General features: G+C 62.1%; 20 protein-coding genes. 4 read left to right on the forward strand and 16 right to left on the reverse strand.

Going from position 1 to position 21319, the window contains the following annotated elements; all coding sequences use genetic code 11:
- The first annotated feature begins 341 nt into the window (after window positions 1–341).
- Entirely contained in the window at window positions 342–1607 is a 1266-nt protein-coding gene (locus tag R2N11_RS16025) for a hypothetical protein (RefSeq protein ID WP_009241683.1), read from the forward strand.
- Between the two features lie 43 nt (window positions 1608–1650).
- On the opposite strand, the gene R2N11_RS16030 is transcribed toward R2N11_RS16025, so the two are convergent.
- From R2N11_RS16030 to R2N11_RS16050, 5 genes are read right to left on the reverse strand one after another with little or no spacing between them, the layout of a single operon-like run.
- Complete coding sequence (locus R2N11_RS16030) at window positions 1651–2139, reverse strand: DUF411 domain-containing protein (RefSeq protein ID WP_021197391.1); 489 nt, start codon at window positions 2137–2139, stop codon at window positions 1651–1653.
- A gap of 31 nt (window positions 2140–2170) precedes the next feature.
- Window positions 2171–3100: a copper homeostasis membrane protein CopD gene (copD, locus tag R2N11_RS16035; RefSeq protein ID WP_009241685.1), complete on the reverse strand. Its 930-nt coding sequence runs from the start codon at window positions 3098–3100 to the stop codon at window positions 2171–2173.
- Window positions 3101–3104: 4 nt separating this feature from the next.
- Complete coding sequence (gene copC / locus R2N11_RS16040; RefSeq protein ID WP_009241686.1) at window positions 3105–3491, reverse strand: copper homeostasis periplasmic binding protein CopC; 387 nt, start codon at window positions 3489–3491, stop codon at window positions 3105–3107.
- 32 nt (window positions 3492–3523) lie between these two features.
- Window positions 3524–4498, reverse strand: coding sequence for a copper resistance protein B (locus R2N11_RS16045; RefSeq protein WP_009241687.1), 975 nt, complete (start codon window positions 4496–4498; stop codon window positions 3524–3526).
- Window positions 4498–6393, reverse strand: coding sequence for a copper resistance system multicopper oxidase (locus tag R2N11_RS16050; RefSeq protein WP_009241688.1), 1896 nt, complete (start codon window positions 6391–6393; stop codon window positions 4498–4500). The genes R2N11_RS16045 and R2N11_RS16050 overlap by 1 nt, the downstream gene beginning before the upstream one ends.
- Before the next feature lie 171 nt (window positions 6394–6564).
- On the opposite strand from R2N11_RS16050, the gene R2N11_RS16055 reads away from it, so the two are divergent.
- Window positions 6565–7251: a heavy metal response regulator transcription factor gene (locus tag R2N11_RS16055; RefSeq protein WP_012435757.1), complete on the forward strand. Its 687-nt coding sequence runs from the start codon at window positions 6565–6567 to the stop codon at window positions 7249–7251.
- Window positions 7251–8648 (forward strand): heavy metal sensor histidine kinase, encoded by a 1398-nt coding sequence (locus R2N11_RS16060; RefSeq protein WP_009241690.1) that lies wholly within the window; start codon window positions 7251–7253, stop codon window positions 8646–8648. Before R2N11_RS16055 ends, R2N11_RS16060 begins: the two co-directional genes overlap by 1 nt.
- 122 nt (window positions 8649–8770) lie before the next feature.
- On the opposite strand, the gene copC (R2N11_RS16065) is transcribed toward R2N11_RS16060, so the two are convergent.
- A complete protein-coding gene (gene copC / locus R2N11_RS16065) occupies window positions 8771–9157 on the reverse strand; it encodes a copper homeostasis periplasmic binding protein CopC (protein WP_009277764.1) in 387 nt (128 codons plus the stop codon).
- Between the two features lie 577 nt (window positions 9158–9734).
- Between copC (R2N11_RS16065) and R2N11_RS16070 the strand changes: the two genes are divergently transcribed.
- Window positions 9735–10061: a four-helix bundle copper-binding protein gene (locus R2N11_RS16070; protein WP_012435756.1), complete on the forward strand. Its 327-nt coding sequence runs from the start codon at window positions 9735–9737 to the stop codon at window positions 10059–10061.
- Window positions 10062–10226: 165 nt separating this feature from the next.
- Here the strand turns inward: R2N11_RS16070 and R2N11_RS16075 are convergent, their stop codons facing one another.
- The 10 genes from R2N11_RS16075 to R2N11_RS16120 form a co-directional block, all read right to left on the reverse strand.
- On the reverse strand, window positions 10227–11534 hold the full coding sequence (locus tag R2N11_RS16075) for an MFS transporter (RefSeq protein WP_004635140.1): 1308 nt from the start codon (window positions 11532–11534) through the stop codon (window positions 10227–10229).
- 7 nt (window positions 11535–11541) lie between these two features.
- Window positions 11542–13986, reverse strand: a complete 2445-nt coding sequence (locus tag R2N11_RS16080) for a heavy metal translocating P-type ATPase (protein ID WP_004635142.1) — start codon at window positions 13984–13986, stop codon at window positions 11542–11544.
- Window positions 13983–14633 carry a DUF6629 family protein gene (locus tag R2N11_RS16085; RefSeq protein ID WP_004635145.1) on the reverse strand — a complete coding sequence of 217 codons (651 nt, stop codon included), beginning with the start codon at window positions 14631–14633 and terminating at the stop codon, window positions 13983–13985. The genes R2N11_RS16080 and R2N11_RS16085 overlap by 4 nt, the downstream gene beginning before the upstream one ends.
- A 4-nt stretch (window positions 14634–14637) precedes the next feature.
- Window positions 14638–15981: an SAM-dependent methyltransferase gene (locus R2N11_RS16090; RefSeq protein WP_009241691.1), complete on the reverse strand. Its 1344-nt coding sequence runs from the start codon at window positions 15979–15981 to the stop codon at window positions 14638–14640.
- A 142-nt stretch (window positions 15982–16123) separates the two neighbouring features.
- On the reverse strand, window positions 16124–17029 hold the full coding sequence (locus R2N11_RS16095) for a ribose-phosphate pyrophosphokinase (protein WP_004635153.1): 906 nt from the start codon (window positions 17027–17029) through the stop codon (window positions 16124–16126).
- The gene (locus tag R2N11_RS16100; protein WP_004635154.1) at window positions 17026–18540 is read right to left on the reverse strand and encodes a thymidine phosphorylase family protein; all 1515 of its coding nucleotides are present in this window, start codon (window positions 18538–18540) and stop codon (window positions 17026–17028) included. Before R2N11_RS16100 ends, R2N11_RS16095 begins: the two co-directional genes overlap by 4 nt.
- On the reverse strand, window positions 18537–19901 hold the full coding sequence (locus tag R2N11_RS16105) for an MBL fold metallo-hydrolase (RefSeq protein ID WP_004635157.1): 1365 nt from the start codon (window positions 19899–19901) through the stop codon (window positions 18537–18539). The genes R2N11_RS16100 and R2N11_RS16105 overlap by 4 nt, the downstream gene beginning before the upstream one ends.
- A gap of 16 nt (window positions 19902–19917) precedes the next feature.
- The gene (locus tag R2N11_RS16110; protein ID WP_004635159.1) at window positions 19918–20583 is read right to left on the reverse strand and encodes a methyltransferase family protein; all 666 of its coding nucleotides are present in this window, start codon (window positions 20581–20583) and stop codon (window positions 19918–19920) included.
- Window positions 20584–20606: 23 nt separating this feature from the next.
- Complete coding sequence (locus R2N11_RS16115) at window positions 20607–20921, reverse strand: DUF2933 domain-containing protein (RefSeq protein ID WP_004635160.1); 315 nt, start codon at window positions 20919–20921, stop codon at window positions 20607–20609.
- Window positions 20922–20994: 73 nt separating this feature from the next.
- A complete protein-coding gene (locus R2N11_RS16120; protein WP_004635162.1) occupies window positions 20995–21288 on the reverse strand; it encodes a heavy-metal-associated domain-containing protein in 294 nt (97 codons plus the stop codon).
- Between the last annotated feature and the right edge of the window lie 31 nt (window positions 21289–21319).

Below are 21319 nucleotides of genomic sequence, written 5' to 3' on the forward strand. Positions count from 1 at the left end.
ATCCGCCACATCCGATCTAAGGTGCTGATTTGAAAAGAAAATAGGTCATAGGATCAAGCGGTGGAGCGCGCCTCTATGGATTCAAGGGGCAACGTACACTTCAAAAACATACACCTTCGCAATTGGCCGTACGGCCACCGACCCTGCTCTCAGTGAGCCACACTGGTATCACCTGACGCCTGCGGTGCACGTTCCAGGGTGTCCGCCGAAATCAGTTTGCGCCCATACAGCATTCCCGGCACCAGCACGCTGGTTATCGAAACAAGACGCGCATACGAGCGACAAATTGAACGCATTCTTTGAGAAGATAGACTCCGATCTTTTGAAGAACACTGGCGTGCATGACCGATTTGACAAGAACGCTCATTGAGCGATGGAAAGCTGACAGGGACGGGACATATCAGACGTGGTTTCTCTGGCCGGAGCGCCTCAAGAACTTCCGCTCCATTCGGCGCGGCATCGGCGCGGTCGTCAATGAGATTCAAGCTGGGACATTCGGCAACGCCTATCGCGGGTCCCCCCTCGAAACCGTGGTCTCCTCGATTGCAGAGCAGCGCCAGATCTTCAAGGGGGCGGACCATGCCTTCCTCTGGAAGCCCAAACTGCGCATCCCGGACATCTATGAGAATGCCGATCATCAGCGAGCGTTCGCCAGGCTGCTGCATACGTGCAATTGCTGCGACACCGAACAAGAACTGGTTCAAGCGATTCAGCAGTTGAACCAACACGGCATCAAGGGGCTGGGCCCGGCCGTCGCCAACCTGCTGTACTTCATTCACCCGACGCTGGCGGTTCCCTTCAACACCGCGATCGTCAACGGATACAACGCGCTGACGGGTTCTCGCGTCAAGCTCGGGAAATGGGACCACTACCTGGCCATGCGCGAGGGTGTGCTGTCCCTGAATGGTCGCTACCGCGACCTCCTGTCCAACGATTTGGGCGCAGTTGCCGGACTGCTGTTCGATATCGGAATGGAGCGCTATCCGGCGCCGCCGCGAGAAGGCGATGCTGCCACGATCGCTGAGTGGGAGAGCAATCTGGCCAAGGCGCGCGAGGAAGCGGCCTCCTTCGCCAAACAACTTCAGGCGGGACGAACCGACGATGCCTCCCATACAGAGGTGCAAGGCTGGTTGCGCGATCTCGGCAAGGCACTGGGCTTCGCAGTATGGGTGGCAACCAACGACCGTAGCCGCCCTTACAACGGCGGCGTGCTCAGCGATGGCTGCCTGGCAACGTTGCCGAACTCGCTGTTGGTAGCGGGTGCCGACACCGTGCCCCTTATCGACGTCGTTTGGCTGAACGCTGCTTCGCTGGAGGTGGAAGCCGCCTTCGAGGTCGAACACACCACTTCGATCTACTCAGGCATCGTGCGACTGCTTGATTTAGCCCTGGGCACAGAACAGCCGGCGAAGAAACACCTGTTCCTGGTTGCGCCGGATGGACGAGAGGCCGACGTGCGCGCTCAACTTGCACGCCCCGCCTTCAGCCGCGTATCGGAACTTGGCATCCGATATGTGCCCTACACCAGCCTCACCGAGCACCGGGAAACCATGGCCCGGTTCGGCGCAGGTATCAAGCCGATTGAAGCCATCGCCAAAACGCTCTGACCGGTGGCACGATTGCGGGTGCCAAGGAGACGGTCACACCCCATCAGCTGTATGCGCGGAACACGGTGGCCTGTCCGTCCAATCCGATCAGCAGGACGTTGTATGGCATGCGCCGATTACCGTATGCCGGCCCATCCATGCCAGGGGCGCCGAGCGGCATGCTGGGGACCGCCAGCCCGATCGCTTTCGGGCGCTCCTGCAGCAGACGCTTGATTTCGCGTGCCGGAACATGGCCTTCCAGCGCATAGTCCTGCACGATGCCCGTGTGACAAGAGGCATAGCGCTCTGGCATGCCAGCCTTTCGCCTGGCTTCCACCGTTTCCTCGACGTCATGTGCAACCACGTCGAACCCGTTGTCCCGCAAGTGGGCAAGCCAATCCTTGCAGCAGCCGCAACCCGGCGTTTTCCACACCTGGATCACGGGTTTCGATCCGGCCTTTTGCGCCAGGGCTACGGCAGGCAGCAGTAACAGACCTGCAATCAGGGACCGTCTTGTCGCGGACACGGGCTTGGCAGTCGGCGATTTCATCATCATGGTTCCTCCGGCAAACAGGTAAGCAGTATCAGGTTCCAGGCGGCGAAAGCACACCAAGCCAAGCGACCAACGCCAAAATCAGTATGGCAAGGCTGGTTTCCATGACCAGACTGCGGCGCAGTGCTATCACCGCGTGGACGTGGTCTGCGGCCCTAACCGCCGCCGCAAGCCGTGGGCTCAGCCGATAACGATTGGCTGCGGCCAGTCCGAGCATCAGCGCGAACAAAGCCAGCTTGATCAACAATAAGCGCCCGTATGGCGTGGTGAACAACCCGTTAATCGTCGGCCCAACGATCAAAAAATAGTTGAACGTCCCTGTCGCAAACAGCGTGGCAACAATCAGCGTCCCAAGACGCGCGAAGCCATTGGATGTGTGACTAAGGATTTCCACCGTTTCCGATGAGGCCGCTTGTCTTGTCGACGCCAGCAGCACAAACGCTGCCAATGCGCCAACCCAGGCGCCCGCGGCCAAAACGTGCGCGATATCAAATGTGAGATGAAGGTATCCCTTCACACCGTCGTCCATCGCCCCATGCCCGGCCCAAGTGACCGTTAGCAGAGCCACCGCACCCAGCCCGGCGCACACGCCGAAGTGAGGCGCTGGGTGCTTCCGCAAACGCGCAACGGCGACCAAGCATCCGGCCAGGGCCACCAATCGCGCCATCCAGGCCAGGCCAACCGCGGTGGTGGTCAGCATCATGCTGAAGACATGGCTGGTGAGTTCAGCGTACTCGGTGGCCCCCGTCATCGCCTTGGCCATGACAACGAAGCTCCAGAGCGACAGCACGATGCCCAATGCGGCAGTGACTCCGACGGCACGGACGTATCGGCGCGCAATCGCCGTGGCCCGGTGATCGGGTCGCAACGCCTGGACCCCGAACAGCGAGACCCCGAAAAGGATCGTCAAGTCCAGGTACAGCCCAAAGCGCAGGGCGATATTGAGCCAATCGTCCGCCATGGCCTTACTTCACCTTGAACGTGAAATTCCCCGTCATCGGGTGGGTATCCGACGAGACCGCGCGCCACTCCACCTTGTACGTCCCGGTCGTCAGCGGTTGTGCGGGCGTGATGACCATCGTCTTGGCGTCGTCGCCGGCGGAGACTTTTGCGCCAACCTTCATCGGGTTATGCCCCGACATGCCGGGCATCTCCGTCATGACGAGATTGGCCCCGGAGAATTGTGTCGTGAGGGTCTCCGAGAACTTCAGCTCGATCTTCGTCGGCGCAGTCACTTCCGCCTGATCGGCGGGCGTCGAAGAGACCAGTTTGGGATGCGCGAACGCGGCCGAAGCCAGAAGCGCCAAGGACGTGCCAATGATGGCCTTGGTGGCAAAACGAGACGTGAACATAGAAACACCCTTGTGGTTGGGAGTTGAGAAAACTAGAACCAGAGGCGCACACCCGCAACAAAACGGGTGTCGCCGCGGCGCCCACCGGCCGCTTCGATCATGTTGGCGGTACCGCCAAATGCCTGACTGCGTTCGACGCCGATATAGGGCGCAAACTGGCGGCTGAACTCATAGCGCAGCCGCAAGCCCACCGTCGCGTTGGAAAGCCCGCTGCCAACGGCGAGATCGGGATCGCGCTTGCCATAGAAGTTGGCTTCGATGCGCGGCTGCAGGATCAGCCGCTGGGTCAGCAACAGCTCGTATTCGCTGGACAGACGCAATGCCGTGCGTCCACTATTGCCCACATAGGCGGTGGCCTCGACATCGAACCAGTATGGAGCCAGACCTTGCACGCCGAAGGCCACCCAGTTGCGTGTGGGTCGGCCGAAACCCGTGTCATTCCGCACACCGAGCTGGGTATCCCAGAACGTTGTGACGGCATGGCTCCACAGCAACTCGGTGCGCGCCTCTTCGAAGCGCCCCTTTGAGACATCGCCTTCGGCTTTTAGGACCGCTTTGTTGTACACGCTGCCGAACCGGGCTTGCAATTCGTAGGCGGTTGCATTGGCATCGTTACCGTGCACCCACTCCAGCCGGTCAACCAGCACTGAGCCAAAGTTGTGCGCGTCCGCCATCATCATCATGTGGCGGGGATCGCCCAGTGCGTATTTGCCGGTGCCGAGCTGGTATCCGCCCGAGTAAGCATCGGGATCGCGTGCGTCGGGCGGCGCCGAACCATCCTGCATCTTCATGCTGCCGTGGTCCATGCCTTGCATCGAGCCGTGGTCCATCCCCTGCATTGAGCTGCCAGTATTCTGAGCGCCAGATTGGGACGCCGGGGTTGTCTCCCCGTTCATCAGTTGGATTTCCTGGGCCGAGGCAACGCCGATGCCGGCGGCAGCCAGCGCCACAGTCAACAGTGTTCTTACGTGCTTGTGCATGATCAATCCGCTGTGAAAGTCGAGCATCAGACCACCACCACTTCGCGGAACATACCCGCATCCATGTGCAACATCAGGTGGCAATGCCAGGCCCAGCGACCCAGCGCGTCCGCTGTGACGAGAAAGCTGATCCGTTGGGCGGGCTGGACGGGGATGGTATGCCGGCGCGCGAGGAACGTACCGTCCGGCGCTTCCAGTTCGCTCCACATACCATGCAGGTGCATGGGGTGCGTCATCATCGTGTCGTTGTGGAGGATGACGCGCAGCCGTTCGCCATAACGGAAGTGCACAGGTGTCGATTTGCCGAACTCCACGCCGTCGAACGACCACGTGTAGCGCTCCATGTTGCCGGTGAGGTGCAGTTCCACCTCGCGCTCCGGACCGCGCTTATCCATCGGACCGCCGATGGTATGCATGTCGGCGAGCACCAGAACGCGGCGCCCGTTGTTGCGCAGACCGACGCCGGGATCGTCCAGGTTGGTGCGCGCCATGTCGACGTGCATATCGGTGCTCGGACCGTATTCCGTGCGCGCGTGCCGTGCTGTCTTGCTCGGCACCTTCAAGCTGTTAGCCGCTCCGCCGGATTCCGCATGCTGGCTGTGGTCCATCATCTGCATGCCGCCGGAGTCCATCATGGTCATGCCAGTGTCGTCCATCATCTGCATGTCGCCATGATCCATACCGGGCATGCCGCCGTGGTTCATACCGGACATCGCACCATGGTCCATGCCCGACATGCCACCGTGGCTCATGCCACCCATACCGCCCATGTCACCCATCATGTCAGCCATGGACAGCCATTCCACCTTGTCGAGCGCAGGCACTGCAGCCTGCAAGCCCCGGCAGACAGCCAGCGTGCCACGTGCATAACCAGTACGGTCCATCGACTGCGAGAAGATGGTGTAGGCGTCGTCCTTGGGCGCGACCAGCACATCGCAAGTCTCGCCGGGGCCGAAGCGGAATTCGTCCACCGTGACCGGCTCGATGTTCTGCCCATCGACCTGAACCACCTTGAGTTTCAGCCCCGGGATGCGCACGTCGTAGAACGTGTTGCCGGAGCCGTTAATGAAGCGCAACCGCACAGTCTCGCCCGGCGTAAACAGGCCCGTCCAATTGCCGGCCGGCGTGACGCCGTTGGTCAGATAGGTGAGCGTTGCACTGGAGAGATCGGCCAGATCGGTCGGGTTCATGCGCATCTGGTTCCACATGGCCCGCTTTTCCATGGCCGCCTTCCAGCCATCGTTGGAAACGTCGCGGAAGAAGTCCACCACCGTAGGCTGGTGGTAGTTGTAGTAGTCGCCCTGCGTCTTGAGCTTGGAGAGGACGCGCATCGGATCTTCGTCGGTCCAGTCCGACAGCAGCACGCTGTAATCGCGGTCGGCCCGGATCGCGTCACCGCCGGCGGCATCGATGATGAGGGCGCCATAGACCCCGGTCATCTCCTGGAAGCCCGAATGCGAGTGGTACCAGTAGCTGCCGCTTTGTCGCACCTTGAAGCGGTAGGTAAAGGTCTCGCCGGGCGGAATGCCGTGGAAGCTGATGCCCGGTACGCCATCCATCTCGAACGGCAGGACAATGCCGTGCCAGTGGATTGACGTCGGCTCGCGCAGGCGATTGGTCACGCGCAAGGTGACGGTGTCACCCTCGCGCCAGCGCAGCGTGGGCCCCGGGAGCATGCCATTGATGGTCGTGGCCATAGCCGGCTTGCCCGTGAAGTTGACCGGCGTCTCGTCGATCACCAAGTCGAATTCGGTGCCGCGCAGCACTGGTGCGGTCCCCAGCGCGGTGGACGCAGCGGATGCCGCCGAAGTGAAACCACCCAGGCCCAAACCGGCGATGACACCGCCGGCAGCCAAACCTTGCACAAACCGCCGCCGCGGCAGGTTCGGTAGCACGAGGCCGGATGCACGATTGCTGCGCATGATCGAGATTTCCTTAACAAAATGTCCGACTCTGAAAGGTGGGTGCAGGCTACCCAGCGCCAGGCTACCCCGACCTGACTGAAACATTACAAATCCGTCATCTTGGTGTGATGCCGCCTGCAGCGCGGTACTCTACAGCCCATAAATCATAGGAAGTGATTCAGGCGCGATATGAAACTGTTGGTCGTCGAGGACGAGCCCAAAACCGGAGAGTATCTGCAGCAAGGCCTGACCGAAGCCGGCTTTGTGGTCGATCTGGCACGCAACGGTACTGACGGCCGCCATCTGGCCATGTCGGGCGACTACGACTTGCTGTTGCTGGACGTGATGCTGCCTGACGTGGATGGCTGGCAGATCGTCCAATCGTTGCGCGCTGCGGAACAGGCGGTGCCGGTGTTGTTCTTGACCGCCCGCGACAGCGTGGCCGACCGCGTCAAAGGCCTTGAAATGGGCGCCGACGACTACTTGGTGAAGCCATTCGCGTTTGCTGAGTTGCTAGCCCGGGTCCGCACGCTGCTGCGCCGGGGAACCGGTGCCGTCTCGTCCGACCGAATCCAAGTGGCCGACCTTGTGCTGGATTTGGCTCGCCGTCGTGCCTCACGCGGAGGCCAGAAGATCCCGCTGACGAGCAAGGAGTTCTCCCTGCTGGAGCTGCTGGTCCGCCGCCGTGGCGAGGTCTTGCCTCGCTCCCTGATCGCCTCGCAGGTCTGGGACATGAACTTCGACAGTGATACCAATGTGATCGACGTCGCCATTCGCCGGTTGCGCGCCAAGATCGACGACCACTTCGAGCCGAAGCTGATCCAAACGGTACGCGGCATGGGTTATGTACTGGAAGCGCCCGAGGACGCGGCCTGATGGGGCAGTTCTCCCTGACCACTCGGCTCACCGCGTATTTCTCGCTGTGTTCGGCAGCCGTCTTGCTGGGCCTGGGCGTGGTGATTGCGCTGGCCATGGATCAGCACTTTGCGGTGGAGGACTACACCGCGCTGCGCGAGAACGTCAGCGTCATTGAAAAGATTGTCGAATCGAGTCCCGCCGAACAGGTCCCCGAACGCATCCGCGAGGCAATCCAACATCGCACCGATCTCGTAGCTCGTATCCAGGGTTCGGACGGGCACATGCTGTACGTAACCCAGGATTTCGATTTTCAAGCGGCAACGCAAGCGCTGGCGCAGTTGCGGCATACCAGCGAAACCCTCGTTTGGGCGCAAGGCGGTCAGCAATATCGGGGCATGCACGCGGCCATCCCACTGCGAGATGGATCATCGGGCGAGCTTGATGTCCTGCTGGGGATCAACACGGACATTCACGCCCACTTCCTCCACACCTTCCGCGGGACGCTCGCTTTCTATATCGCCGTCGCAGCGCTGGCCACGGGCCTATTCGGCTGGTGGGCTGCACGCCGAGGCCTGGCGCCTTTGCGCACCATGGCCTCGCGGGCGCGCACGGTGACTGCCGACAAGCTCGATGAACGCATGCCTGTTGATACCGTGCCAGTCGAAGTGGCGGACCTTGCCGCGACCCTGAACGGCATGTTGGAGCGCCTGCAGAACGATTTCCGCCGCTTGTCGGACTTCTCGACCGACATCGCCCATGAACTGCGTACGCCTATCACGAACCTGCTCACGCAGACGGAGGTCGTGCTATCCCAGCCGCGCGAGGGCACGAAGTATCGCGATGTGCTGACCTCCAATGCGGAGGAACTGCAGCGCCTGGCACGCATGGTGTCCGACATGCTGTACCTCGCCAAGATGGAGCACAGCCTGACGCTGCCAAGCGCCGAAGACATCCGCATCGCTGACGAAATCCGCGCGTTGTTCGATTTCTATGACGCGCTTGCAGAAGACAAGGCTGTCCTGCTCGAAACGCGGGGCGATGGACACGTCACAGGAGACCGGCTCATGCTGCGCCGTGCGTTGAGCAACCTGCTCTCCAACGCCATCCGGCACACCCCGCGACATGGCCGCGTGGTCGTCTCGGTCAGTGATGATCGCGACGGCATGACGGTTTCGGTAGACAACGACGGCAGCGAGATCGCGCCGCAGCTGCTGCCATTTATCTTCGAGCGCTTTTTCCGGGCGGACAAATCGCGCGCGCGGCCCGAGTCGGAAAGTGCCGGCCTTGGCTTGGCCATCACCAAAGCGATCGTTGCGGCGCACGGCGGCACCATCACCGTTGCGCGCATTGACGGGCGCACACGGTTCTCTATCCGCCTACCGCGTTGCATCGATGCCGCAATATTGTCTGTATAGTTCTTTGCACACTGCGGCGACTACTGCCAAGCCGGGCTTGGCGGGCATTTTGGGTCGCAAACCGAAACAGCCGCCGGTTTCGCGCGCCACTCCGATGGACTCAAACGATGAGGATCGGCGCTTCATCGTACTCGGAATACGATCCTGCCATTGACAGGATGCCCATCGGATGAGACCGCTTGCCAGTCAACGCGATAGGAACCAGCCATGAGAGGTTGAGTCGGCTGAATAACGACCGTCTTGGCGTCTCCGCCACGCGATACTTCAGCCGGAATCTTCATCGGCCCGTGAAGCGCCCGGCCCGGCAGCCACGCCATAACTAGATTACCTCCCGAAGGCGGGAATACAAGTTCCTCTGAAAATCTCAATTCGATTCGCTTTGGGGCGGCCACTTCAGAATTGTTCGCTGGTCTCGATGAAACCAGCTTTGGATGGCCGAGAGCGATCTCGCTCAGAATCGCGAACAGGACGGTGACTGAGCCTCGCAATGCGCGGCGACTTGCGGACATGGCGCACCTCCGTTTCTTGGGAATGTGCATTTAGCTTAAGTCGTTGCACACGGAGCCTGTTGATGCAGGTCAGACCACCCACGAGCAACTAGCGTGCGATGAGATGGTAATCGGTGTCCCAAAACAGCACGATATGGCAATGCGTACCGAAGTTGTTGGTGCGCGCGGTAGCGCCCGCTGGGTGATGTCACGACGCATAGAGGTGTACGGGTTCGGCACCGGCTCGACACCGTCCACCAGAGGCTAGTTCTAGACCACTTTGCTGTGGCGCTGCTACGTTGGTGATTTGCTGCCCAATGCGATCCGGCACACCCCCGCGACATGGCCTTGTGGTCGTCGTGGCGCACGCGCGTCTCCACGTGCCGACCGCATTCCGCCGAGAGCGCGAACACTTCGGTTCACCATGGGCCACTGGCGGAAAGCGCACATGACCGCCACATGGCGGTCCGATTACGGTTCGGACAGATCTGGCCATTTGCGACTCAACGTGCCCCGCCTCTTTGGCACAAGGCGCCGTCCTTGCTTTCTCGTGGGTGCGCATGCCATGTCGGTACGCCAACCACCCAGGAGAACGACGATGTCTCACCAAACCTATCAAGAATGTCTCGACGCCTGTAACGCGTGTCAGGTCACATGCTTGCACTGTGCTGTGGCTTGCCTCAACGAGCCAAGCCCGGCGGAACTTGCCGACTGTATTCGCCTGGATCTCGATTGCGCGGAGTTGTGCCAGACTGCCGTTGGTTATATGGCACGCGGCAGCAGCCAAGCCAAAGCCGTTTGCGTATTATGCGCAACCATCTGTCAGAAATGCGGCGCAGAGTGCGCGAAGCATGCACACGACCACTGTCAAACTTGCGCACGTGCGTGTGAGGAATGCGCGCAAGCCTGTCGAGCTATGCAATAACGGCTTTGAACCCCAGTTCAATTGGAAGGAGCAAATGGCGCTGATAGGTCACATCCGCCGTCACGTGTTACACCATCCACGAATTGCCGGTTCGGTGCGCTGCCATTGGAAAGCGGCCTCAAAAGCACAATGCGCGCACATAGCACGAGGAATTTTCATTGTTGTTCATGCGCCCCGCCCTTCCCTCGTCTGCCTTTCTCCTTCTGCTTGAAAGCTGCGCTGCTCTGGCTGACGTTCAGCCTGCCGCGCCGCGCCCCACCAACGCAGTGCAGCCACACTACCAAGCAGCAACACAGCCGCCGCTGCCCAAAATGGAGCGAACGTATTCCATCCAAACAGGGTACCGGCACTCACCGAACCTAGTGCCTGCCCCAGGTTGCCTGCGGCTGCCTGCCTTGCCAACAGCGACCCAGCGAAACTACGGTCACCTTCCAGCAACTCATAAGACAGCACCGGTCCAATCATGCCGACGCCGGTAGCCACCACGGCGATTAGCAGCCCAAGCGCGGCGGCATCGGGCACCAGTGCGGCAAAGCCCAGTGCCACCGCTGAGCCGGCAAATGCGCCGGCAACCCAGCGATGGTCGATATGCTTGCGCACTGCCGGAAGCAGCAGCAAAGCCTGCGCGGCGAGCATCGCCAGGCTGCACGTGACAAACATCACCGCAATCATCGAGTTGGGTAGGCGCAGTGTCTGGCCACCAAACAGGCTGAAGCCGACTTCGAAGGTACCTGCGGCAAAGGACGCCAGCAGGGCTAACAGCATCGATACAGCAACGAAGCGCTTGCGCTGCCGGGTCATCTGCACCGAGCCGCTGTCGAGCAAGATCGGCTTGGTCGTGCTCAGGCAGCGGCGAACCGCCAACAGAAGTGGCAGTCCGACCGATGCGACCACCAACGCGGGCCAGTTGACCATACTGGGCATCTGGCCTGCAGGCATGCCCATCAGCGGCCCGGCAAGCCAACTACCGAACGCGGGGCCCGCGAGAAAGCCAACGAACGATGCACTACCGATCAGCACAAAGCGCCGACTCCTGTCCTCGGTATTGCTGATGTCGGTCACATAGGCCTGGGCACCGGGCACGATAGCCGCTGCCCCCGCCCCGGCGATCAATCGACCGCCATAGATCGCCATGAGACTGGGTATTAGCGCGACCATCGCGGTTCCCAGCACAAACATAGCGAAGCCGGTAGTCAGCGCCGCCGCCCGCCCACGATGATCCGACTGGCGGCCCCACCACGGCGCAAAGATGAACAGCGCGAGCGTGTAGATTCCTCCCAGCATGCCAACGTGCCACGCCAGCGTTTGCCGCGTCGCACCAGGCAGGTACTGCGCCAGATACAACTGCAGCAACGGCAGCCCGACTCCATAGCCGAGAGAGACAACAAATACCAGAGCAAGCAGCACGACCAACGCTGGCCTGACGGCCCGCGCATCGAGGGGTGCGGGAGTGGCGGACGATTGATTAAGCATGATGCCTTCAGCCCGCGCCGTGAGCGGCCACCGGAGCGGTCACGCCGTTGTGGACCGTCGCCGCGCTTGCGCGTCGGATTCCAGTCAGCCGGGTTCGCTTGAGCATTAGCGCGTTAATCGCCACTAGCGCAGAGCTGCCCGACATGGTAATCGCCGCCACCTCGGGGCTGATCGTGAATGGGTAGAGTACGCCGGCCGCCAACGGGAACGCCACTACGTTATAGGCGACCGCCCACCACAGGTTCTGATGCATCTTTCGCAAGGTCGCGCGGGACAGTTCAATCGCACCGACCACATCCAGCGGATCGCTTTTCATCAGGACCACATCGGCACTCTCCATCGCGACATCGGTGCCCGCACCGATCGCGAAGCCCACGTCGGCTTGCGTCAGCGCCGGAGCATCATTGACGCCATCGCCCACCATGCCGACCTTCTTGCCCTGCCCCTGCAGTTCCTTGACCTTTGCGGCCTTGTCGCCCGGCAGCACGTCGGCCAGCACGATGTCGATGCCCAATTCCTTCGCAATGCGCTCAGCGGTCGAACGGTTGTCACCGGTTAGCATTGCGACCTGCACCCCGCGGCCATGCAGTGCCTTGATCGTCTCGGCCGAAGACGGCCTCACTGCGTCGGCGATCGCGATCAAACCGATCAGGCGACCGCCGTGTGCGACGTGCACCACGGTGCGGCCTTGGCCCTGCAGACGGTCGGCATCTGCCTTGAGCGCGCCAAGGTCAACGCCATTGGCCTCCATCAACCGCCGATTACCGAGCAGGGCCAGCCGACCGGCCACCACCGCCTGCGTGCCCTGCCCATCGATGTTGGTGAAATCCGTCACCGCTTCGGAGGCCAGTGCGCCGGCACGCTTGAGGATCGCGACCGCAAGCGGGTGTTCGGAGAGCTTTTCGACCGAGCCTGAAACGCGCAGCAGGTCGTCTGGCGTTACGTCCCGGGCCACCGCTATATCGACCACTTCCGGCTCGCCAAGCGTCAGGGTGCCGGTCTTGTCGAAGATCACCACATTTAGCCGTGTCGCGTCCTCCAGCGCCGCAGCATTCTTGAACAAGATGCCGTTCATCGCGCCCAGGCCGGTACCCACCATCACCGCCATCGGCGTCGCCAACCCCAGTGCATCTGGGCAGGCAATCACAAACACCGTGATCGTGAGTGTCAGTGCCAGCAGTACCGGCTGCCCGAGCACGAAGTACCAGACAGCGAAAGTGGCCACACCGATCAGGAAGGCGATCACGACCAGCCATTGTGAGGCCTGGTCGGCCAGCAACTGCGCTGGCGCTTTGGAATTCTGCGCCTCCTGCACCAGTTTGACGATCTGCGCCAACGCGGTGTCGGCACCCACCTTGGTCGCACGATAACGGAAGCTGCCGCTCTTGTTGATCGTCGCGCCAATCACCTTGTCGCCCACCATCTTCTTCACCGGCATCGACTCGCCGGTGAGCATCGATTCGTCCACCTGAGAACCGCCCTCGAGCACCTCGCCGTCAACCGGAATCTTGTCGCCAGGACGCACCAGGACGATGTCGTCGAGCAGCACTTCGGCGGTCGCCACAGTCACTTCCTTGCCGGCGCGCAAGACAGTGGCCTTTGGCGGGGCCAAATCCATCAGCGCGCGGATGGCTTCCGACGCTCCTGCGCGCGCGCGCATCTCCAGCCAGTGGCCCAGCAGAATGAACACCAGCAACACCGACACAGCCTCATAGAACTGCGCACCGCCGAAAATGAAGGTGCTGCCGACACTGAAGACGTAGCCGGTGCCGACGCTCAGCACCACCAACACCGCCATGTTGAGCACGCCATTGCGCAACGCACGCGCGGCGGCGACGAAGAACGGCCACGCGGGGTAGATCACCGCAGCGGTGGCGAGCAGGAACAGCCACAGCCCCAAATCCAAGCCGAACGGTGGCTTCAGCTTGATGAAATCCATGCCCATCGGGGCATACAGGAAGATCGGCACCGTAAACGCCAGGCAGACCCAGAAACGGTTGCGCATGTCGCGCGCCATCCCCTTGGCATCCATACCGGGGCCATGGCCCATCTCGTGGGCCATTGCATCCATGCCACCGTGAGCCATCGCGGCGTGGTCGTGCGCGACGGGCGCCTCCGCTGTGGCCGGCCCACCAGCGGCATGTACGTGCCGCTCAGGATGCTCGTGCTGAATATGGCCGTGCGCGTGTGCCGGCGCCACAGCATGCTCCATCGGCCCGCACATGTGCCGGGGCAACATTTCGCCCGCACAGTGGTACCCGCAGTCCTGGATTGCCGCCCGGATGCGTTCCGGATCAATGCGCCCCTGGTCGTACGTCACCGTGGCCGATCCGGCCACCGCGTTGACCGAGACATGCTCAATGCCCGGCATCTGCGCTAGGTGCTTTTCGACGCCGCGCGCTGCCAGCGGCGATAGTAGCCCTGCCACCTCGAATGTGTTGGTTGTGCTCATGAGGGAATCCGTTGTTGGGGAATCGAACGCAGTGCGATGAAGTGCAGTGCGACAGCGCCACTCAGCAGCGCGGCGAAGAAGCACCACACCGAAATGAACCAATGGGCATAGAAAACGTAGGCGGTGAACGAAGCGGCCAGCGTGAGCGCCCCGAACACCTTGACCCAAACATGGCTGGAGAGCAACAGGCTCACCGTCGTGGAAAGCAGGTACAGCGTCATCGACGCGACAATGTAGAAATGCGGGGACTGGTAGTCCACATGGCCTGCCATCGGGCGCGCCTGAATCGGGTTGACCACCAGGCTGTACAACAGGTATGCACCCACAGCCAGACCCATAACCACAAAGGCCAACAACCCTCGGCGGCGCGGACCCCGGGGCTCTAGCAGCCATGCCGCTAAGGGGACGTACACCGGCCACAGTACGTGGGAGAAAAATGAGTACACCTGCGTAGCAACAAAGTTAAGCCAAGCGGGGCCACCAAAACTGAGCCAGACCACCCCCTCGACAAGCTGCTGGATCGCAAACAGCAATGGGATGGCGGCATAAGGGCGCTCCGCCGGGCAGCGCGCCATACGCAGCGTCACGGTGCCGATTGCCAGCAGTAGCGTGCCGGAGCCAAAGCTGGCCGTCGCGGAAAAGCACATAGCGCTAGTTCCCCCAATCCCAATGCGGTCGACTGCGGTACAGATCACGCCGTGTCATCGGCACAGGCCATTTACCCGGGTGGCGATTGGACGCCAGGATTTGATAGATGCCGGAGCCACCGGCCTCGAACTCCAACGCGCAGGCCGCCATGTACAGGCGCCAGACGCGATAGGCGGCTTCTCCAACTTCAGCGATCGCCGCATCGCGCTGAGCCTCCAGGCGATGCACCCAGTGCCGTAAGGTCATCGCGTAGTGCGGGCGCAGTCCCTCGACGTCATGGATCTCAAAGCCCGCGCGCTCCATGCCGAGTTGGATGTTGCTGATGCAATCAAGCTCGCCGTCGGGAAATACATAGCGATTGATGAACTCGGTGGCAGCTGTCTTGTTCCACCCTTCCTCGTCGTGCGTGATGCCGTGGTTCAAGAATAGGCCGCCCGGCTTGAGCATCCGACGCACCACCGCATAGTAGGCCGGCAGGTTGCGCAGGCCGACGTGCTCGAACATCCCGATGCTGGAAACCTTGTCGTAGACACCCTCGCCTTCCAGATCACGGTAATCGCGCAACTCCACCGTGACGCGATCCTGTAACCCTTCGATCCGAATGCGCTCGCGGGCGTATTCGAGCTGTCGCTCGCTTAGGGTGATGCCGTGGGCGTGCACACCGTGCTCGCGCGCGGCCCAACATACGAGCGCCCCCCAGCCGCAGCCGATATCCAGCAGCCGTTCGCCGGGCCGCAGGCGCAGCTTGCGGCAAACGTGCTCAAGCTTGTTGCGCTGCGCCGTGTCCAGCGAATCGGAGGGCTGCTCGAAGTAGGCGCAGGAGTACACCCGCTCCTCGTCCAGCCACAACCCATAGAACTTGTTGGACACGTCATAGTGGAACGAGATCGCGGCGCGATCGCTGTGGCGCGAATGCCGGTGCGCGAAGCGCCGGGCGACCCGGGATGCGAAGCCCGCATCCGGTTTGATCTCACCCAGGTCCGGAGCGGGCAGCATTAACGCGTCCTTTAACAGCGCGAGCTTGTCGCGCCACGACAACTGGATCGACTCGAAATGGTTCTTCAACCGGAGCGCGCCGTACAGGTCTCCCTCGATGTCGAGCACGCCCCGAAAGTACGCGTCAGCCAATAAAAGGGGACTGCGCGCCACCACCAACTGACGCAACAGGCTGGGGTCCCGCACCACCAACGTGAAATCGACCGCCGTATCGTGCCCGTGCAGCGTGTCGTTCCACAGCCGCAGTGCGGGCGGCTTCTCCATCCCAGCGAGCAACCGACGCAGGATGCGTAGCGCCGGCTCGGTGTCGGTCGAAGGAACGCTGCCAATAAATGCCTTGGTGCTGTTCATCTCTTGCCCTCCCGTTGGGTTGATGGCTCGTCGCGGTCCTCTCCGCCAATTGACACGATGAAGCGCCAACCCGACATCGGAATCGCGGCTTTGCAAAATCCGGCCAGATCTATCTCGAAGTGAACGTGCGGAGTCTTGGCACTCATGTGGCACCCCCGGGGTCTTGCATGAGTTCACGAACCGCGGACGCTAGGTCCGGGGCAACGGAGATTCCATTGGTGGGATGGACAACCGTGTCGCAGCTCACCACCAGCCCGGCCCCAGTGGACTCCAAATCCTGAACCGCGTTGCCTGAAAACACCGCGTGAATCGCGATGCACACAGGCGCGGCCAAGCCCGCGCGCCGCAGATGACCAATGGTCTCGGCCATCGTGCGACCGGTGGAGACAATGTCATCGACCAGCACCGGCGTGTGGTCGCGCCAGCGCTCCACATCCGGCACCGAAACCTCGACATCCCGGTCACCTTTGCGGACCTTGTGCAGCACCACCATGGGCGCGTCCGCCCTGCTTGCGACATCGGCCACCCATTGGTTGCTCTCCTCGTCAGGGCCCACAAGCGCCGGGCGTGTCACATGGGCGCGCAGCCATGCCGCCACAGCCGGCGCCGCGTGGACGTGACGCGTTGGGATTACATAGACCTGCGACAACTTGGTGATGCGGTGCAAGTGGGGATCGACTGTTGCCAGCCAATCAAATCCACGCGACAACCAGGCTGCAAAATGCCGTGCACTCACCGTCTCACCCGGCTGGAAGCAACTATCCTGTCGCATGTAGGCGAGGTAAGGTGCGACCAGACCAACGTCGGTCGCACCGTTCTCCCGGGCGGCCGCCGCCAACAGCAGCAACGGAATCAGCTTGTCGTCCGGCCGGTCTAGCGTGCAGACGATGGCGACCCGCCGCCCCTCCACGGCAGACTCCACCCGCACATACGACTCTCCATCCGGAAAGCGCCGCACCGTCGTAGTCCCGCGCTCTGCGCCCAACGCCGAAGCCAGCTTCTCTGCCATCGCTTCATTGCCCGGCATGGCAAAAATCAGTGGCGTCATCTCGAATCTCCCACATCGATCAGCGGGTGAGCCTCCAGGTAGTCGAACGCGTAGTCCAACTCGCCGAGCGCTTCGGCATGCACGGTGAACAGCGGCATACCTCGCTCGACGCGATCCCCCAGCTTGACATGCAGTTCGAGCCCGGCAGCGGGTGCCTTCGGTGCCCCGGCGAGCTTGGCCACGCGAGCCAACCGCCGGCTGTCGATCTCACGTACCATCCCGTCACGTTCGGCCAGCACAGGCTCGCGTAGCCGCGCCCGCTGCGGCTCGCGTAAGCCCCCTTGCGCTTTGCAGATCGCCTGGAATTTGGCCCACGCGGCGCCGCTATCAAGCAACCGCTGAGCGACCAAGACGCCAGTACCCGGCTCGCTGTGACCGCAAAATTCCAACAGTTGTCCAGCCAATGCGACAGCGCGCACGCTCAGATCCTCGGGCGCGCGCTCGGCACGCTGAAGGACTGCCAGCACGTCGTGCGCCTCCAGTGAGGGACCAATGCCACGGCCCACCGGCTGCGTCCCGTCCGTACGCACTACCTGCAAGTGCAAATCAAAGGCCTGCGCTACCTGCTCCAGCATTTGCTTCAGGCACTCGTAGTCTGCGTCACTGCGCACCTTGGCGGTCGGCCCGACCGGCACATCGATCACGGAGTGGGTAGCGCCGGCAGCGATCTTCTTCGACAGCACAGATGCCACGAGCTGCGCGTCGCTGTCGAGGTCCAGCGGGCGCTCGACGCGGATCAACATGTCGTCGGCCGGGCTGAGCGCCAGCGAGCCTCCCCAGACAAAGCAGCCGCCCTCGCGTTGGACAACGCGGCGCATCTGCTCCAAATCGAGCGCCACCGGCGTCATCGTTTCGATCACGTCGGCGGTGCCAGCCGGCGAGGTAATGGCCCTTGACGACGTCTTCGGCATCGTGAGCCCGGCCGCGGTGATGATCGACACGACAATCGGCGTCGTGCGGTTTCCCGGCAATCCACCCACACAGTGCTTGTCCGCGATCGGTGCATGCCCCCAGTCGAGCCGCTTGCCCGCGGCCAGCATCGCTCGCGTCAGATCGATCGTCTCCTGCAAATCCATCCGCCCGCCGGCGCAGGCGCTTAGAAAAGCGGCGATATGTGTCCCAGGGTAGCTGCCAGCGGCGACGTCACTAATGATCGAGTCCAGAGCCGACGCGTCGAGCCTGTGGCCGTAGATCTTCGCCCGCACCTGGCTCATTGAGTCCAGCGTCGGGGCATGCGAGATCGTGATCCGGTCGCCCGGCGCGGGCGCCAGCGCTCGCCACGCGCTGTTCGAAAGCGCCGCCTCCCCCAACTCCAGCAAGGTCGGATCGACAACGTTCAGCGTGGCGATGATCGAGCGTCCGTTCAGGCTAATCAGTACTCGCGTCTGCGCCTCGAAACCCTCGGAGCGGCAAACATGGCAGTCTCGATGCATGTAGACGACATATTCCTGCTGCGTCTCGATGCCCATCCGACGCACGGCAAGACTTGCCCTGTGGCGAGGGTTCCTCATACATCGAACTCCACGTGCTGTCCCAACAACGGAACGCTGGCGGACCACCCAAGTTCCCGCTCGATGCGCTGGCGCATCGCATCAGCCGGCCCCGGCTCGCCATGGGTGACGAACACCGAGCGCGGCGCCGCTGGCGCACTGCCCAGCCACTCGATCAATTGGCTTGCATCGGCATGCGCCGACATGCCCTGCAGTGAAATCACTTCGGCACGCACGGCGACGTCCTCACCGTGAATGCGCAGGCTTCGCTCACCAGCCTGCAGCCGCGCGCCGCGTGTCCCCCCAGCCTGATAACCGGCCAGGATGATGGTGTTGCGCCGGTCCGGCGCCAGATGCTTCAGATGGTGCAGCACGCGGCCGCCGGTGGCCATGCCGCTGGCCGAGATGATCACAGCCGGGAGGGCCAGCCCAGCCAGCGCCCGCGATTCCTCCGGGGTCCTGATCATGCGCGCAGCTTTGTACATCCCGAGGCAATCTTCGAGCGACAGCTTATGTTCGGCGTGATGGCGGTGATAGATCTCGGTTGCATCTATTGCCATCGGGCTGTCGAGAAAAACAGGCAGGTCTGGAATCGCGCCCTGTTGCTTCAGCTTGTGGATCAAATGCAGCAGCAACTGTGCACGCCCCACCGCAAACGCCGGAATCACGACCATGCCGCCACGGTGTGCTGTGCGAGCAATCGCCTCACCGAGCACGGCCTGCGCATTGGGTACCGGTTCGTGTAGCCGGTCCCCATAAGTCGATTCGACAACGATGTAGTCTGCCTTGGGAGCCGGCGCAGGCGCACGCATCACCGGGTCGTCGGGGCGGCCAACGTCTCCGGAGAACAGCACTGTCGTCTGCCCCGCTGTCAGTTCGGCCGAGGCCGCGCCGAGAATATGCCCAGCCGGGCGCAAGGTCACCGTAACGTCGGGGACGACGTCCACACACTGGTCGAAAGGCAATCGGTGCAACTGTTCCATTGCGCGACGTGCGTCGTCCTCCGTGTACAGCGGCAAAGCCGTGGCGTGCTTGGAGGTGTGATGCCGGTTCGCATAGGCGGCGTCCTCCTCCTGGATTCTCCCGCTGTCGGGCAACAGCAGACCGCATAGTTCGATTGTCGAGGGCGTCGCCAGAATCCGGCCCCGGAAGCCCTGTTTCACGAGCAACGGTAACGCACCGGCATGGTCCAGATGGGAGTGTGTCAGCACCACCGCATCGATGTCGGCGGCGCTGAACGGCAACGGCTCCCAGTTCAGCAATCGCAACTGCTTGTAGCCCTGGAACAACCCGCAATCAACCAGCAGGCGCTGCCCCTGATGCTCCACCAAATACTTTGAGCCGGTCACTGTGCCGGCCGCACCGTGAAAACTGAGCTTCATCGCCTCCCCCTTTTTGTCATGCGTGGTGGTGGCGATCCGCTTGCTTGTCGCCAAAATTCGGGATGAACCGCGGGGTGTGCGACGCATAGTGCGCCCACTCCTCCCCAAATTCGCGCTCCGCCCACTTCTCTTCCGTAATGGCCAAACGCACGTACATGACCACCAGCACTGGGAACATCAGCAGTGTCAGGATGGTCGGCCACTGCAGTAGAAAACCGAACATGATCAAAACGAAGCCCACATACTGCGGATGCCGGATACGGGAGTAGGCGCCGGTGGTCGCCAGCGTATGGCTCCGCTGGTTGTGGTAAAGCACCGCCCAAGCGGCCGACAATAGCCAAAAGCCACCGCCGATGAAGATAGCGCTCAGCAGATGGAACGGCCCGAAATGCGGATTGGCGCGCCAGCCGAACATCACCTCCAGCAGGTGGCCAGCGTCATGCGACATGAAATTCACGCCGGGGAACTTCGCGCTCAGCCAACCCGACAGGAGGTAGATCGTCAGCGGGAAGCCGTACATCTCGGTGAATAGCGCCACCAGGAACGCAGAGAACGCGCCAAACGAACGCCAGTCGCGCGGGCTTTGTGGCTTGGCGAAGCTGAACGCGAAGATGATGAAAACGAGGGAATTGATGATTACCAGCGACCATAAGCCATAGGCGGGAGGTGTCGATTGGTCCATGATGGCGCTCCTCTGAGAAGAACTTAGTGGTGGTGATGCTGAGCGCCCTGAACGGGCGGTTGTTCGCTGGCCGTCGACCCCGATGGGCGGCTACTTCCGGAATCGGAACCGCGCGGCTGGTCCTCGTGACCTGCGTGCCCTCCATGGCCACCGTGCCCGTGGAAGAGGTGCAGCAGCGGACAAGCCAGCAGTAGAAGAAACGGCAACCAGCCGAACAGATGTGCCCGGTGCTCGGTGAACAGGAAGAACAGGGCAATCAACGCAAACGCAATGAAGATGGCCCCTGAACCGATGCGGCCCGACTGGCGGTGCCTGGAGAGAGATCGAAGCGACGACATGAGAACTCCTTCGCAAGGTCAAGGTTAGGGACGCCGATCGGTGCACTGCCCGGCCGCCCCTCCTAGCGGTCTATCAGTGGCAGCATCCACCGCTCTTGTGAGCAGTGCCGGTTGGGACGTCACCATGGTGGGCATGCTCCGTCTTCGCTCCGGCGCCAGTGCTAAGCGACTCGGCTTCGTAACCGGCTGCTGCCAGCGCGGCCAGCATTGCGGGCGCGGCCTGGGCGTTACCGCTGACGCGCGCGATACCGCGCGCCAGATCCACGTCGACGGCATCCACACCAGGCACTCGCTGCAGTGCATGAGTAACCGACGAGACGCAGGAGCCGCAGCTCATGCCCTTGATCTTCAGTTCGATAGTGTCCATGGAAGAAATCCTTTTAGGAGGTGACGTTGAA

The organism is Ralstonia flaminis, assembly GCF_958415495.1.
Lineage (GTDB): Bacteria > Pseudomonadota > Gammaproteobacteria > Burkholderiales > Burkholderiaceae > Ralstonia > Ralstonia flaminis.